The sequence below is a fragment of the Natrialba sp. PRR66 genome (assembly GCF_034808065.1).
Taxonomy (GTDB): domain Archaea; phylum Halobacteriota; class Halobacteria; order Halobacteriales; family Natrialbaceae; genus Natrialba; species Natrialba aegyptia.
On the sequence record NZ_JAXHGN010000001.1, the window covers coordinates 681,775 to 695,573 of the forward strand.

A 13,799-nucleotide genomic window follows, 5' to 3' on the forward strand; every position below is an offset into this window, starting at 1 on the left:
CGTCGCCCCGCGCAGCACTCGCTGGCCGGTGTCGCATGAACCGAACGGCGGAATCCCCGATTGCGTAACGGAGAAACCCGGAAAGGAACAGTCGTAGCGACCCCGACCGGCGAAGACGTGCGCGGCGCGGACGGGGTCAAAGACGACGTGGAGCCGTCAGCGATCCCGTCCACGGCCACCGATGAGCCCATTGCCAGCGAGATACCCGCCGGCGACGGACTCGAGAACTCGCCCGGCAGCGACAATGGCTGCCGCGTGACGAGCGGATGGTGACGTGGTCGAGATCATCGGAACGATCGATACGTTGAGCGGGAGTGACATAATCTTTTCTCAGGTGTGGTAGTCGTGAACACACTATGCGCCGGCAATCGCCGTCGAAATCCGGTCGCCGAGTCGGACTCTCACGTCGAGGCCAATATTCAAGGTCGCGTGTTCGGACTGTATTGATAATGAGTGAGTCGCGCGCGGACGAGGTGGGGTGGCGGTGAGCGAGCAACGCGAGGTACTCGTCGGCGAAACCGATGACGGGACGGACCTGTACTTACCGGTCGTCGAACTGCTGACCGGCCGCGGATTCGTCACCGGAAAGTCCGGGTCGGGCAAGTCGAACACCGCCTCCGTCATCGCCGAGGAACTGCTCGAGGCCGGCTTCCCGCTGCTCATCGTCGACACCGATGGTGAGTACTACGGACTCAAGGAAGAGTACGAGATGCTCCACGCCGGAGCCGACGAGGAGTGTGACATCCAGATCGGCCCGGAGCACGCCGAACAGATGGCGACGCTCGCCTTAGAGGAGAACGTCCCCGTCATCCTCGACGTCTCGGGCTATCTCGACGAGGACGAGTCGGACGAGTTGTTACGAAAGATCGCCCGCCAGCTGTTCGTCAAGGAAAAGAAGCTCAAGAAGCCGTTCCTGCTCGTCGTCGAGGAGGTTCACGAGTACATCCCCGAGGGCGGCGGCGTCGGCGAAACCGGCAACCTCCTAATCAAGATCAGCAAGCGCGGGCGCAAGCACGGCCTCGGCATCCTCGGCATCAGCCAGCGCCCGGCCGACGTCAAGAAGGACTTCATCACGCAGGCAAACTGGCTCGTCTGGCACCGCCTCACCTGGGACAACGACACCAAGGTCGTCGGCCGGATCATCGACACCGAGTACTCCGAGATGGTCTCCGATCTGGACGATGGCCAGGCGTTCGTCCAGACCGACTGGACCGACGTCGACGTCCGCAAGGTCCAGTTCCGCCGCAAGCGAACGTTCGACGCCGGCGCGACGCCCGGCCTCGACGACTTCGAACGCCCCGAACTCAAGTCCGTCTCCGACGCCCTCGTCGGGGATTTGCAGGACATTTCCGAGCGCAAGGACCGCGAACAGGACCGCATCCACGAACTCGAGGCCGAACTCGAGAAAAAAGAGAAACGCATCGAGACCCTGGAGGACGAACTCGAGTCCGCCCGAGACGTCTCGAGCGCGGCCAAACAGATGGCCGACGCGTTGAGCAATCCCGGCACAGTCCAGACGCAACTCGGCGGCGGCAACGACGAGGAACTGCGCCGCCTCCACGAGGAGGTCGTCGACCTGGAGGACGAGCGCGACGGCCTCCGGGCTGAACTCGAGGCGCGCGAGGAACGCATCGACGAACTCGAAGGGACGCTCGCCGCCCGGACAGAAACCATCGAGCGACTGCGGGAGGAAGCCGAACGACTGCGGTCGCGAGTTCAGGAACTCGAAGCCGAAACCTCGGTGGGCCCTGCGGAAGTCGGTGACGGCGACGCCGACGCTGACGCTGACGCCGACGCAGCGTCGGAGGCGATCGTGCATGCTGGCGGCACTCCCGTCGAACTGGGATACGTCGGTACCGGCGGTGACGGAGGGCAGTCGGCGCTCGTCGTCGCGAACGACGAGACGGAGTACGATATGGGCGATGTCGTCGCGTTGCTCGAGCAGACCTGGATCGGCGGGCGTCTCGAACAGGCGAGCGAAGGCTCTCGCTGTACGGTCGAGACGGCCGCACACGTGCTCGTGGTGTTGGCCGGTGAGGGACCACTCGAGACGGAGCGGATCGCGACGGCGGTCGACCGCTCGACGGTCGCGGTTCAGAGTCTCCTTTCGGAACTGCGCACGGAAGCCGTCCTCGACCGGACCGGCGTGCGGTCGTACGATCTTGCGGATGCGGTTCGGTCGAAACTGCAGGCGTTAGCGACGGCTGAGGGTACTGAAACCGAGACTGACAATGGGGACCGGGACGGGGATAACAAGCGCGACGAGAACGAACAGACCGAAGCGACCGGGCAGGAAGCCGGAGTCTGGCCGGAACAGCGCACGCAGTGACTCGGGTACGTCTCACTGCCGATACGCCGACTCCGCTGCCGATACGTCCGAATAAGATGCCACAACTACGGCCAGCGAAGCGACTCGCCGACCGCCTCGATTGCCGTCGTGTCGATATGCTGGTGAACCGGGAGCGTGACGAGTTCGTGTGAGAGTCGCGTCGCCGTCGCGTACTCGGACTCGCCGCGTACCGCCGGCGAGAGTCGCGGCCAGGTGTGGAGGTCACCGACGCCGCAGCGTTCGAGTTCAGTGATGAACGCGTGGGGGTTGTCCGTACGGACCGGAACGGCCTGGGGACAGATCCCCTCGGGAAGCGTGGTGAACACCGGGTCGACGCCTTCGTGACCGTCGAGGAGTTGCACCCAGGTCCGAAAGTTCGCCCGCCGTGTGCGACGGATCGCGACCGGATCGATGTCGCCGGCGACGAACGCGGAGAGTTTCGACATTGGCGTTTTCCAGGCTTCGTATCGCCGGCGCGGCGTCGGGACGGTCGGCGAACGCCGCCGGCCGGCAAGAAGGCGTTCGAACGAGTGTTTCACTCCCGGCACGGCATCGAGCGTCTCCTGAGCGACCGATTTAAGGATGTATTGATAGTCCCGACCGTCGAACGCATCGTGAACACCGGCGAGCGGCGAGGGTTCGTACCGGTCGATCACGGCGTCAGCGGTACGGTAGAGAATCGCCCCGTTCGGAATCGGCAGGAGCTTCCAGAGGCTCGTGATCCCGAGATCACCGCGCGTTCCGAGCAACGTGTCGCGGTCGACGCTAAGCGGCGCGTGGGCATTATCGTCGATGTGATAACAGCCGTAGTCGTCGACGATTGCCATCAATTCGTCCAGTCCCGGCTGGGGGAACCCGAAGTAGTTGACCGACATGACCGCGAGCGTGTCGTCGTCCAGCCGCCGTTCCAGGTCGACGAAATCGGGTGCGAGCGTCGGTTCGACGGCGTAGTATCGCGGCTCGAGTTCGAGTTCACGAAGTGGCTCGACGACGGCGTCCGGGAGGTACGCCGGGACGAGGACGTTCTGCTCGCGGTCCGGTCCGGCGTCGACGAGTCCGGCGAGCCCGTCGCGAAGGGCGAGTTTCCCCGAGCCGTAGAAGCTGAACTCGCGAGCGTAGCGGTCGACGAACGGCTCGATACCGGTCGACTGCCTAGATGGGAGCGAGGAGGCGAGCAGCGATGGCGGTTCGCTGATCATCGGTCCACAGCACGGGTCGCAATCCTTGTCACCACGAGGCACATCACAACAGAATGTAGCCGAAGGCGCCCTTAGTGATGGAGACAGTACACTGATCGTGCCAGTGACAGGATGGGCTTACAGCCCGGAGTCGTCGTCGGCCGACTGGCGAGTGAGTAGACAGACCCGGCTTACACGGACAAAATACTCGCATAACAAAGCAGGGACGGACGCAATCGCTCCGCCATGGATGATTCGACCGACGAAACCGGGCTCTCCTTACTGGTAGTCGGACTCGATGCTGCCTGTCGTCCGATCCTTCACCCGCTGTTCGAGTCGGGTGTGGTTCCGACGCTACAACGCGTGTTCGAAACCGGGACCAGCGGGCCGCTCGAGTCACAGATCCCGCCCTGGACGGCGAGCGCGTGGCCGTCGATGTACACCGGGAAGAACCCCGGCAAGCACGGCGTCTTCGATTTCCTCTCGTTCGACGGCTACGACTGGGACGTGGTGAACTCGACGCACGTTCGAGAACGGCCGGTGTGGGAGCTACTCTCCGAACACGGCATCTCGAGCGTCGTCGTCAACGTGCCCGTCACGCATCCGGCCCGCGAGTTCGACGGCGCGCTGATCCCAGGGATGACTGCACCGGAAGACCCGGACTGCCACCCCGAGGGGATTCTCGAAGACGTGAAACTCGCCTGTGGCGGCTATCGAATCTATCCACAGAGCGGCCCCGAGCCGGACCGTTCGATCGAGGGCTACGAGCGGACGATCGAACTCCGGGGGAAGGCGTTTCGGTATCTCTGTCGCCGGATCGACCCCGACTTCGGCTTCGTCCAGTTCCAGCAGACGGACTCGGTGTTCCACGAACGGCCCGGCGACAAGAAAGCCATCGAGGCCGTCTACCGTGAAGTCGATGCCCAGCTCGCCGAAACGATCGAGGAGACCGACCCCGACAACGTGCTTGTAGTCAGCGACCACGGCATGGGGCCGGTTTCGGGCCCCGAGTTCAGGATCAACGAGTTCCTCAGGGACGAGGGCTACCTCGGCGCGCGGAAGGGTGGCGAGGGGATGCCCGACTGGTCGAAAGCCTGGGAGAACGACCTGCTCGAGGGCGACGACGCGGGGTCCAACGAAACCAGCGCGATCGAGACGGCCATGAACGCGGCCGCGAAAGTGGGGATCACCACACAGCGCGTCGCGACCGCGCTCGATTACGTCGGACTCAAGGAGCCGATCGGCCGCCGCGTCCCGAACGACATGATCCGGGCGGCGAGCGAGCAGGTCGACTTCCCGAACTCGCAGGTCTACATGCGCTCGAAAAGCGAACTCGGGCTCCGGATCAATCTCGAGGGTCGCGAGCCAAATGGGCAGGTGGCCGCCCCCGAATACGAGCAGGTGCGCGACGAGGTTATCGACAACCTGGCCGATGTTCGAACTCCCGACGGGGAGCCGATGTTCGACGCCGTCGCCCCGCGGGAGGTGTACTTCGACGGCCCGCACGTCGAGCACGCTCCCGACATCGTGACGGTCCCCGCCGCCTTCGACACGGCCGTCGTCGCCGACCTCGGCCAGGCACAGTTCGGCGAGCCGATGGAATCCTGGAACCACAAACAGACCGGCGTCGTCGCCGCGGTCGGGGAGGCGTTCGACGAACAAGCGGGTCTCGAGGGGGCGACGATTTTCGACGTTGCACCGACGATCTGCTCGCTGTTCGACGTGCCGATCGACGCCGCGATGGACGGCACCACGCTTCCGATCGTCGAGGAGAGTACGACGACCGAGTACCCGGCCTACGAGCCGGCACCGATCACGGCGACTGACGACAGCGCCGTCGAGGATCGGCTCTCCGACCTGGGGTACCTATGACGATCGAAGTCACCGAACTCGATCCGTGGCAGGACGCCGCCGAGTGGGACCGGTACGTCGAGCGCTCGGACGGGACGAACCCGTTTTTTCGGGCGGACGCGATCCGACTCCAGGCCCAGGATACGGGCACGACGCCGCACTTGCTCGTCGGCTACAAGGGCCAGGAAGCGGTCGGTCTCTTTCCACTCTTCGAGTTCACCAGAGGGCCGATCACGGGGATGTTCTCGCCGGCACCGCAGTCGTGGTCGTGCTATCTCGGGCCGGCGCTGTTGAACGTCGACAAGCTCAAACAGCGCAAGGCTGACCGGCGGATCAAGCGGTTTCTCGAGGGCTGTTTCGCGTGGCTCGATGCGGAGATCTCGCCGCTGTACACGCGGATCGTCGCCGCCGAGTTCGACGACGTGCGCCCGTTCGTCTGGAACGAGTTCGACGTCGAGCCGTCGTACACCTACGTCGTCGACCTCGCGGGTGGGGGGCGGTCCGAAGACGACCTGCTCGATCGGTTCAGCAGCGACGCTCGGAGCAACATCCGGAACGCCGATGAGGGCGAGAACGACTACGTGATCGAGGAGGGCGACACCGACGACGTCGAGCGGATCGTCGAGCAGGTCGCCGCCCGCTACGAGAACCAGGGGCGGGCGTTTCACCTGAGTCCGGCGTTCGCCCGGTCGTTGCACCGGGTGCTTCCGGACGGCTCGATCCGGCCGTACGTCTGTCGCGTCGACGGCGAGTTCGTCGGCGGCATTCTGGTCGTCGAGTCGGAGACGACTCGATACCGGTGGCAAGGCGGCGTCAAGCCCGATGCGGACGTGGACATCGCCATCAACGACCTGCTCGACTGGCACGTCATGCGCGACGGACTCCGCGCTGAACTCGAGCGCTACGACCTGGTCGGGGCGGGTGTGCCGAGCATCAACCGGTACAAGGCGAAGTTCAATCCGCGCCTGGTAACGAACTACGTCATCACGTCGGGCGCGTTCGGCTTCGATCTGGCGGTCGATCGGTACCGGAAGTATCGGTAGGCATGGCGGCCGCGTTCGAGTCGTTACGGAGATGCGAGGAGCAGGCCTCGCTCTGCAGGGCGGGCAACAAGAGCCAAGAGTCAAGAGTCGATAATCCGATACGTCGACTGCCGCGCATCCTGCAGACAGACGCGGCTCTCGACGTGGTTTCCGTCCTCGAGTTTGCCGAGCGCGTAGCGGACGGTTCGGGCGCAGAGTCGCGACTCGGTGGCGAGTTCGTTCTGGGTCATCGTCCCCTCGTATTCGAGGACCTTGTAGACGAGTTTCGCGCTCGGAGGAAGGTCGGTCAGCGCGTCGTCGGCTTGGTCGGTTTTGTCGACATTCGAGTTCTGATTCGAGTCGGAATCGCCGTCGGCGTCGAACTCGTGTTCGGGAGTAGTATCAGTTGCGCGCATACGGTCGATCGGTGTACCGGAGTATTCTCGTAACGTCCTATACGGTTTCGACAGTTTAGAAGTCTAAGACCCTCCTAATGATCGGACCGTTGTGTCTCGGAGCGTCGGGATCGGGTAGCTCCCGGCTATTCGGGCGGGTCAACGGCGTTAACCACAACATAGTAAGGCGCGTGACCGCATCACGACAGGTATGTTCGGAACAAGCGGTATTCGCGGGACGGTCGGCGACGAGGTGACCGCGGACCTCGCACTCGCCGTCGGTCGAGCGGTCGCCTCGGAGGGATACGACAGCGTCGTTCTCGGTCGAGACGTTCGCGAGAGCGGGACGATGCTGGTCGATGCCGTCGCCGCCGGACTCCGCGAGTGCGGTACGGACGTGATCGAGGTCGGTGTCGAGGCGACTCCGACCGTCGCCCGCTCGATCGCCCACCTCGATGCGGACGCGGGCATCGTTGTGACGGCCTCGCACAATCCCGAAACCGACAACGGACTCAAACTCTGGACGCCTTCAGGGAAAGCCTTCGGTCCCGAGCAGCGAAACGCAATCGAGCGGCGCATCCGCGAGGACGACTACGAACTCGGCGCGTGGGACGAACTCGGTACCCGACGCCGGTACGAGGACGCGACCCAGTTCCACGCGGACGCAATCGCAGACGCGGTCGACATCGAAGGATCGCCGACCGTCGTCGTCGACGTGGGCAACGGCACCGGCGGCATTACGGCGGCCGTCCTCGACGATCTGGGCTGTACCGTCGAAACCCTGAACGGACAGCCGGACGGCTCGTTCCCGGCCCGACCGAGCGAACCCAACGCGGACACCCTCGAGACGCTCGCGGCCGTCGTCGAGCACACCGACGCCGATCTCGGCATCGGCCACGACGGGGACGCGGACCGCATGATGGCCGTCGACGAAACCGGAACGTTCGTCCCGAAAGACGCCCTCCTCGCCGTCTTCGCTCGCGAGGCCGCCGGTGAGGGTGACCGGGTCGCCGCCCCCGTCGACACCAGTCTCGCCGTCGACGATGCGCTGACGGCCGTCGGCGCATCGCTCACCCGCACGCAGGTCGGCGACGTCTACGTCGCCGAACGCGCCACCGAAGCCGACGTTTCCTTCGGCGGCGAACCGAGCGGTGCCTGGATCTGGCCCGACGAAACGCTGTGTCCCGACGGCCCGCTCGCCGCCTGCAAACTCGTCGCGTTCGTCGCCTCGCGGGGGCCGCTCTCCGAACTCGCGGGCGAAATCGAACAGTATCCGATCCGTCGCACGTCGATCGAGGTGACGGACAAGACAGCGGTCATGAACGCCGTTCGAGAGCGCGTCACCGCGTCGTACGACGAAGTCGACACGCTGGACGGCGTCCGAGTCGAAACCGACGACGGCTGGTTCCTGATCCGCGCCAGCGGAACGGAGCCGCTCGTTCGGATTACGGCCGAGGCGCGAGCCGCCGCCGCCGCAGAGCGCGTCTTCGACGAGGCGAGTTCACTCGTCGAGGACGAAAGCTGAACTCGGTGGCGTGTAGCGATGCGGTTGTGCGGGGGCGCAAGTAGTGACTACTGACTATTGAGAGGGGCTGGCGATTTGGGCGCTGAAGATTTGGGCGCTGAAGCGTGGAATCTGGGTTCTCCGGAGGCGACTGCTACGAGTTCTGTATTGCAGTGGTCGCTGGTGTCCGAACCGGGCTGTGAGAGCCGATTGTTACTGAACGAGCGATCGGCGACGCGCCATAAGCGGCGAGTTCAGTCCGTGGAAGGCGGTGTGAGTGGGATGAGTGGGGTGATGGAATAGGGAACGGGGGTGGTGTCGGTGGGAACGGCGGGGCATCGATTGACGTTTGTGGGTTGATGCCGGGAGTGGGTAGGGTTCGGGGAGTAAGTGGGGGTGGGAGGGTAGTGGGAGTGCGGTGAGAGCGGTAGTCTCTGGGCCGAGAGCGAGCTGTGGCAACCGAGTGCTAGCGGTCTTCTTCGGGGATGAAGTCGGACGTCTTCATCTCCCGGTAGGTTGCACAGTCGGGACAGGCGTGGACAACATCGCGATTGTCACCGAAGACGCGAGCGAACTGACGGGTAACCTGATTGCCGCAGTTGACACACCGGGGGGCACTCGTTTGCTGGCGAGACGTCATCGGCGTCCACTTCGCATCGGTTGGTTCCGTCGACATCAACAGGCCGTAACCACAGAACGGTATTTAATATAGACTGCATAACTCGATTTTTGAAAGGTAGTCTCGGATTTCACGTCCGATTCCCGGGGTAATTCGGAACGGCGGAGAATCGGTTGTATAACCGGTTTTCAACCGCGAAATTCAATATTTCTTGAGCGTAATGAATCGTTTTACCGGGTGTTTTTGCCCCGATTGATCGTCAGAGTGTAGTGCACCCGCTCGTAACTCTCAGATCGATCTTCCACGGGCCGGTATAATAATCCGGTGAAACTGATTTGAACAGATGTGCGCGGGACAACGATGCCGGTTCCGGCGGGTACGTGTGCGTTCCCCGTACATTCAGTGACATCCCTGGCGAGATTAGATGCTGTATATTTATCCCACCGATTGCCGTAGGTCGCGGTCATGAAAGCAGTCGTTCTCGCAGCGGGGGAGGGGACGCGAATTCGACCCCTTTCCGGCTCCGTTCCGAAGCCGATGTTGCCCGTCGCTGATCGTCCGCTCGTCGCCCACACCGTTGATGCCGCTATCGACGCCGGTGCCGACGAAATCGTCCTCGTCGTGGGCTACGAGTCCGAGACCGTCAGAGAGTTCTTCGGTGCTACCTATCGCGGTGTCTCCGTTTCGTATGCCGTCCAGACCGACCAGAACGGCACTGCCGACGCCGTCAACGCGGCCAGTGAGCACCTGGACGGTCCCTTTGCCGTTCTGAACGGTGACAATCTGTACGATCCGGCCGCGATTGCGGCTCTGTTCGATAGCTGCCCAGCCGTCTGTGCGATCGAGGTCGAGGACCCTCGCAACTACGGCGTGTTGAGCACCGACGACGGCACCGTCGTCGACATCGTCGAAAAGCCCGCCGACCCGCCAACGAATCTCGCCAACGCCGGTGCGTACGCCTTCCCCGAACGCGCCCGCGACTGGCTCGACGTTCCCGCAAGCGAACGCGGAGAACACGAGATCACCGACGTTCTCGCCCGCGTCATCGACGAGTTCGCCGTCACGCCGGTCACGACCGACCGCTGGATGGACGTCGGTCGCCCCTGGGAACTGCTCGAAGCCAACGAATGGAAACTCGGCGAACTCGACCGCTGCATCGAGGGCGAGGTCAGCGACGCCGCGCAACTCGAAGGTGCTGTGGTCGTCGAGGAGGGAGCAACCGTAAAGCCGGGCGTCGTGATCGAAGGGCCGGCACTGATCCGCTCGGGAGCGACGGTCGGCCCGAACGCGTACGTTCGCGGGGCGACGCTCCTCGGCGAAGACGTATCAGTTGGCAACGCCGTCGAGATCAAAAACAGCGTTCTCTCCAGGGGCACGTCGGTCAGTCACCTGTCCTACGTCGGTGACAGCGTCCTCGGTCGCAACATCAACTTCGGAGCCGGGACGACGGTCGCCAACCTCCGACACGACGACGAGGCGGTCAAATTCACCGTCAAGGGCGAACGCGTCTCGACGGATCGGCGAAAGTTCGGCGTCGTTGCCGGCGACGGCGTCAAGACGGGAATCAATACGAGCCTCACGCCCGGGTTAAAACTCGATACGGCGGCGACGACGCGACCCGGCGAGGTCGTCGAACGGGACCGATAACGAACGCAACCGACGCTCTCAGGCGGCGATTTTATGTAGCGGTGTCTGGCTAGTCAGTTCGGAGGCTGTCGATCGGTCACAGCGTGCACGATCGTCGTCTCCAACAGCCCGTCTCGGCGTCGACATCGATCGCAGATCCGTTCGAGTTCGGGCCACCGATTCGCGTTGCCGTACGGATTCGAGGCGACGGGGGTGGCCTCGAATCCCGCGGTTTCGAGCGGCGACAGCGGTCTATTCGACGGTGACGCTCTTTGCCAGATTGCGAGGCTTGTCGATCGGCCGGTCGAGCTGGTTTGCCGCGTGATAGGAGACGAGCTGCAGTTGCACGTTCGCGAACAGACCCGCCAGTTCGGAATCGGTCGCCGGTATCGCGATGTGCCGGTCCGCCACCTCGACCGCCCGATGGTCGTCCGGGCAGATCGCGATCACGGGCGCGCCGCGGGTCTGGGCCTCCTCGGCGTTCTTGAGCGTTTTCTCGTCCTCCTCCCCAGTGAAGACTGCGAATACCGGCGTGTTCGGCGTGACGAGCGCAAGCGGCCCGTGTTTGAGTTCACCCGAGGCGAAGCCCTCCGCGTGCTCGTAGGTGATTTCCTTGAACTTCAACGCCCCCTCGAGTGCGACCGGATAACCGAGTCCGCGTCCGATGAAGAAGTACGACTGACTGTCCCGATAGCGGTCCGCAATCCGCGCTGCGTCGTCGGTCGCAAGCATCGACTCGAGCTGTGTGGGCATTCGAGACAGGTCGGGTAGAAGCGATGTGAGGTCCGCGGGCGGCTCGCCGCAGGTATCGGCGGCGATACGCTGGGCCAACAGCGTGAGCATGACCGCCTGCGAGGAGAACGTCTTCGTCGCGGCGACGCCGATCTCCGGGCCGGCGCGGATGAACAGCGTGTCGTCCGCCTCGCGGGCGGCGGTCGAGCCGACCACGTTCGTCACGGTAAGCGTGTCCGCACCCGCCGCGATCGCCTGGCGCAACGCGTTCAGCGTGTCCGCCGTCTCGCCGCTCTGTGTCACCGCGATGACGAGCGTCTCGTCGTCGACCGGCGGTGCCGTTACGCTGTACTCGTTCGCAAGCAGCGCCGTCGCGCGAATCCCTGCCTGGTTCAGCGCGAGCGAGCCGTACAGCGCCGCGTGATAGGACGTTCCGCAGGCGATAAGCTGGACGTTCCCGACGCCCTCGAAGGTTCCCGGCGGGAAATCCTCGAGCGCAATTCGTCCGTTCTCGGGATCGATCCGGCCTTCGATCGCCTGCCCGAGCGAGGTCGGCTGCTCGTAAATCTCTTTCAGCATGAAGTGGTCGTACTCGCCCTTGCCAGCCTGCTCGGGGTCCCACTCGACCGTCTCCGATTCGCGCGTGATCGACTCCCCCGCGAGATCCGTGAACTCGACGCCGTCTTCGTCGACGATCGCAACGTCGCCGTCCTCCAGATAGACCACGGTATCGGTGTACTCGAGGAACGCCGGCACGTCGCTCGCCAGGAAGAACTCGTCGTCCTCGACGCCGACGACGAGCGGCGATCCCTGCCGCGCCGCGTAGAGGACGTGTTCGCCGTCGAGCATCGCCGTCACCGCGTAACTCCCCTCGAGTTCATCGATCGCTCGCCGGAAGGCCGCCTCGTTTGCCATCCCGGCGTCGAGATAGTACTGAATGAGGTGGGGGATGACCTCGGTGTCGGTATCGCTCGTGAACTCGTGGCCGCGCTCGCGAAGCCACGATTTGAGGTCGGCGTAGTTCTCGATGATTCCGTTGTGGACGACGGCGACGTCCGCGGTGTCGTCCGTGTGGGGGTGGGCGTTCTCGTCGGTCGGGGGGCCGTGAGTCGACCAGCGGGTGTGGCCGATGCCGACGTTCCCCTCGATGTGTCTGTCACCGATCGAGTTCTTGAGTTCGTCGACCTTGCCGGAGCGTTTCTGGACGGCGATTCCGGAGCCGTTCTGGACGGCGATTCCGGCGGAGTCGTAGCCGCGATATTCGAGATTTTCGAGCCCCGTAAGGAGCGTTTCAAGCGCGTTTCCGGTCCCGATGTGTCCGATAATTCCACACATCGGTAGTCACCCTCGAAGTGGCCGCCGGATGTGGCGGCTGGTGTGGGCCACTGGCGAATCGCGTGTGGTCAGCAGTGCTGTTCCTGGGTGTGATAGCGGTGTCGACGATCGAGTCAGCCGAGCGGGTCGATCGCCCGCCACAATCCGGCACGGACGGAAACGGGGCACGGACATGGTACGACCACAGGCAAGCCGAACCCATTACTATAGGTAGACTACCGGAACCAGCGGTATTGCAGGATGAGTACAGTGATTCACTACACGCCACCCAATCACCGTTTCGTGACTGTTCTATAGTTACGGCTCAGAAGTGATGGATTCTTCACTATTTCTGTTACTCGTCATCAATTATGCACCTCTCCCCAGATATTTGTGAGTATGTAAACCAAACAGCGATCCGATGATTCGTATGTTGCTCCGAACATTCCCGTAAGGTGCGCCGAATCAGTGGTATGGACTGCTCACACTCGGCCAACGAGCGGACAGCCACCTGTCTTTCACCGCCATCTCGTCTCGCCCTGTTCCCCGGCCGTTCGGTCGAAAAAAGATTCGCCTAGAGACAGGTCTCGTGCGCGTCAACACGCCACAGCACGGCGTCGAACCGCCACACCTATGGTCCCGCTCGGTCCAGTATGCCCATGGGTTTTGGTAGCTACGACGAATCCGAGCAACAGCAACAAACAGCCGACGAAGACGATGTCGATGCCGTCAACGTCCACCAGAACGACCACGACGGCCAACTCTCGTTCGAATCCGACGCCTCCACGGACGAACTCGTCTCCCAGTTGGGCGCAATGCGGGACGAGTCCGACGACGCCGACGAGTAACGAGTGCCGCTTTCTCTCCGCTCTCGCTCTGTCCTCGAGCTAGCGCTGTACGCGACTCGGGTTCAGTTTCGTCTCGACCGCCCTTCCACGCTCTCGTCTTCAAACACAACAATTGTGAATGCCCTCCTCGTCGTTCCCCCTGTGCCCGCTGCAGAACTCGACGAGGAACGCGTCCGTGAGATCGCCCGCGCTGTTTTCAAAGAATGGATCAAAACAGGCCTCAAAACGATTGGACTGCTCTTCCTTGCGATCCTCGGCGTTCAGATTCTCGCTTCATCGTTCAACAACTCTCTACTCTTGCTTCCGATCGGACTCATCGTCGGTAGCGCGCTTGTACTCTGGAGCCTGCGATCGATGTTCCGACTTCACGTCGTTCGTTAA

12 protein-coding genes are annotated in these 13,799 nt (G+C 63.4%); 8 read left to right on the forward strand and 4 right to left on the reverse strand.

Annotated features, from left to right (window positions below; genetic code table 11):
* Positions 1-60: 60 nt before the first annotated feature.
* Positions 61-273, forward strand: a complete 213-nt coding sequence (locus SM755_RS03235; protein ID WP_323171420.1) for a hypothetical protein — start codon at positions 61-63, stop codon at positions 271-273.
* Between the two features lie 211 nt (positions 274-484).
* The gene (locus SM755_RS03240; RefSeq protein WP_323171421.1) at positions 485-2,329 is read left to right on the forward strand and encodes a DUF87 domain-containing protein; all 1,845 of its coding nucleotides are present in this window, start codon (positions 485-487) and stop codon (positions 2,327-2,329) included.
* A gap of 65 nt (positions 2,330-2,394) precedes the next feature.
* Here SM755_RS03240 and SM755_RS03245 read toward each other — a convergent pair whose 3' ends face one another.
* Positions 2,395-3,528 carry a DegT/DnrJ/EryC1/StrS family aminotransferase gene (locus SM755_RS03245; RefSeq protein ID WP_323171422.1) on the reverse strand — a complete coding sequence of 378 codons (1,134 nt, stop codon included), beginning with the start codon at positions 3,526-3,528 and terminating at the stop codon, positions 2,395-2,397.
* A 225-nt stretch (positions 3,529-3,753) separates the two neighbouring features.
* Between SM755_RS03245 and SM755_RS03250 the strand changes: the two genes are divergently transcribed.
* Entirely contained in the window at positions 3,754-5,379 is a 1,626-nt protein-coding gene (locus SM755_RS03250) for an alkaline phosphatase family protein (RefSeq protein ID WP_323171423.1), read from the forward strand.
* Complete coding sequence (locus SM755_RS03255; protein ID WP_323171424.1) at positions 5,376-6,401, forward strand: GNAT family N-acetyltransferase; 1,026 nt, start codon at positions 5,376-5,378, stop codon at positions 6,399-6,401. The genes SM755_RS03250 and SM755_RS03255 overlap by 4 nt, the downstream gene beginning before the upstream one ends.
* 80 nt (positions 6,402-6,481) lie before the next feature.
* Here SM755_RS03255 and SM755_RS03260 read toward each other — a convergent pair whose 3' ends face one another.
* Positions 6,482-6,796 (reverse strand): helix-turn-helix domain-containing protein, encoded by a 315-nt coding sequence (locus SM755_RS03260; protein ID WP_006664189.1) that lies wholly within the window; start codon positions 6,794-6,796, stop codon positions 6,482-6,484.
* Positions 6,797-6,986: 190 nt separating this feature from the next.
* On the opposite strand from SM755_RS03260, the gene glmM reads away from it, so the two are divergent.
* Positions 6,987-8,300, forward strand: a complete 1,314-nt coding sequence (gene glmM, locus SM755_RS03265; protein WP_323171425.1) for a phosphoglucosamine mutase — start codon at positions 6,987-6,989, stop codon at positions 8,298-8,300.
* Positions 8,301-8,745: 445 nt separating this feature from the next.
* Here the strand turns inward: glmM and SM755_RS03270 are convergent, their stop codons facing one another.
* Positions 8,746-8,955: a hypothetical protein gene (locus SM755_RS03270; RefSeq protein ID WP_006664187.1), complete on the reverse strand. Its 210-nt coding sequence runs from the start codon at positions 8,953-8,955 to the stop codon at positions 8,746-8,748.
* 408 nt (positions 8,956-9,363) lie between these two features.
* Between SM755_RS03270 and glmU the strand changes: the two genes are divergently transcribed.
* Positions 9,364-10,545, forward strand: coding sequence for a bifunctional sugar-1-phosphate nucleotidylyltransferase/acetyltransferase (gene glmU / locus SM755_RS03275; RefSeq protein WP_323171426.1), 1,182 nt, complete (start codon positions 9,364-9,366; stop codon positions 10,543-10,545).
* A gap of 231 nt (positions 10,546-10,776) precedes the next feature.
* On the opposite strand, the gene glmS is transcribed toward glmU, so the two are convergent.
* A complete protein-coding gene (glmS, locus tag SM755_RS03280) occupies positions 10,777-12,591 on the reverse strand; it encodes a glutamine--fructose-6-phosphate transaminase (isomerizing) (RefSeq protein ID WP_323171427.1) in 1,815 nt (604 codons plus the stop codon).
* 638 nt (positions 12,592-13,229) lie between these two features.
* On the opposite strand from glmS, the gene SM755_RS03285 reads away from it, so the two are divergent.
* Positions 13,230-13,418, forward strand: a complete 189-nt coding sequence (locus tag SM755_RS03285) for a DUF5786 family protein (protein ID WP_006109654.1) — start codon at positions 13,230-13,232, stop codon at positions 13,416-13,418.
* Positions 13,419-13,559: 141 nt separating this feature from the next.
* Positions 13,560-13,799 (forward strand): hypothetical protein, encoded by a 240-nt coding sequence (locus tag SM755_RS03290; protein ID WP_006664183.1) that lies wholly within the window; start codon positions 13,560-13,562, stop codon positions 13,797-13,799.

Bases quoted from the DNA above. Each gene is read 5' to 3' on its own strand.
- SM755_RS03245 (WP_323171422.1), bottom strand. From the start codon at position 3,528: ATGATCAGCGAACCGCCATCGCTGCTCGCCTCCTCGCTCCCATCTAGG.
- SM755_RS03250 (WP_323171423.1), top strand. From the start codon at position 3,754: ATGGATGATTCGACCGACGAAACCGGGCTCTCCTTACTGGTAGTCGGA.
- SM755_RS03255 (WP_323171424.1), top strand. From the start codon at position 5,376: ATGACGATCGAAGTCACCGAACTCGATCCGTGGCAGGACGCCGCCGAG.
- SM755_RS03260 (WP_006664189.1), bottom strand. From the start codon at position 6,796: ATGCGCGCAACTGATACTACTCCCGAACACGAGTTCGACGCCGACGGC.
- glmM (WP_323171425.1), top strand. From the start codon at position 6,987: ATGTTCGGAACAAGCGGTATTCGCGGGACGGTCGGCGACGAGGTGACC.
- SM755_RS03270 (WP_006664187.1), bottom strand. From the start codon at position 8,955: ATGTCGACGGAACCAACCGATGCGAAGTGGACGCCGATGACGTCTCGC.
- glmU (WP_323171426.1), top strand. From the start codon at position 9,364: ATGAAAGCAGTCGTTCTCGCAGCGGGGGAGGGGACGCGAATTCGACCC.
- glmS (WP_323171427.1), bottom strand. From the start codon at position 12,591: ATGTGTGGAATTATCGGACACATCGGGACCGGAAACGCGCTTGAAACG.
- SM755_RS03285 (WP_006109654.1), top strand. From the start codon at position 13,230: ATGGGTTTTGGTAGCTACGACGAATCCGAGCAACAGCAACAAACAGCC.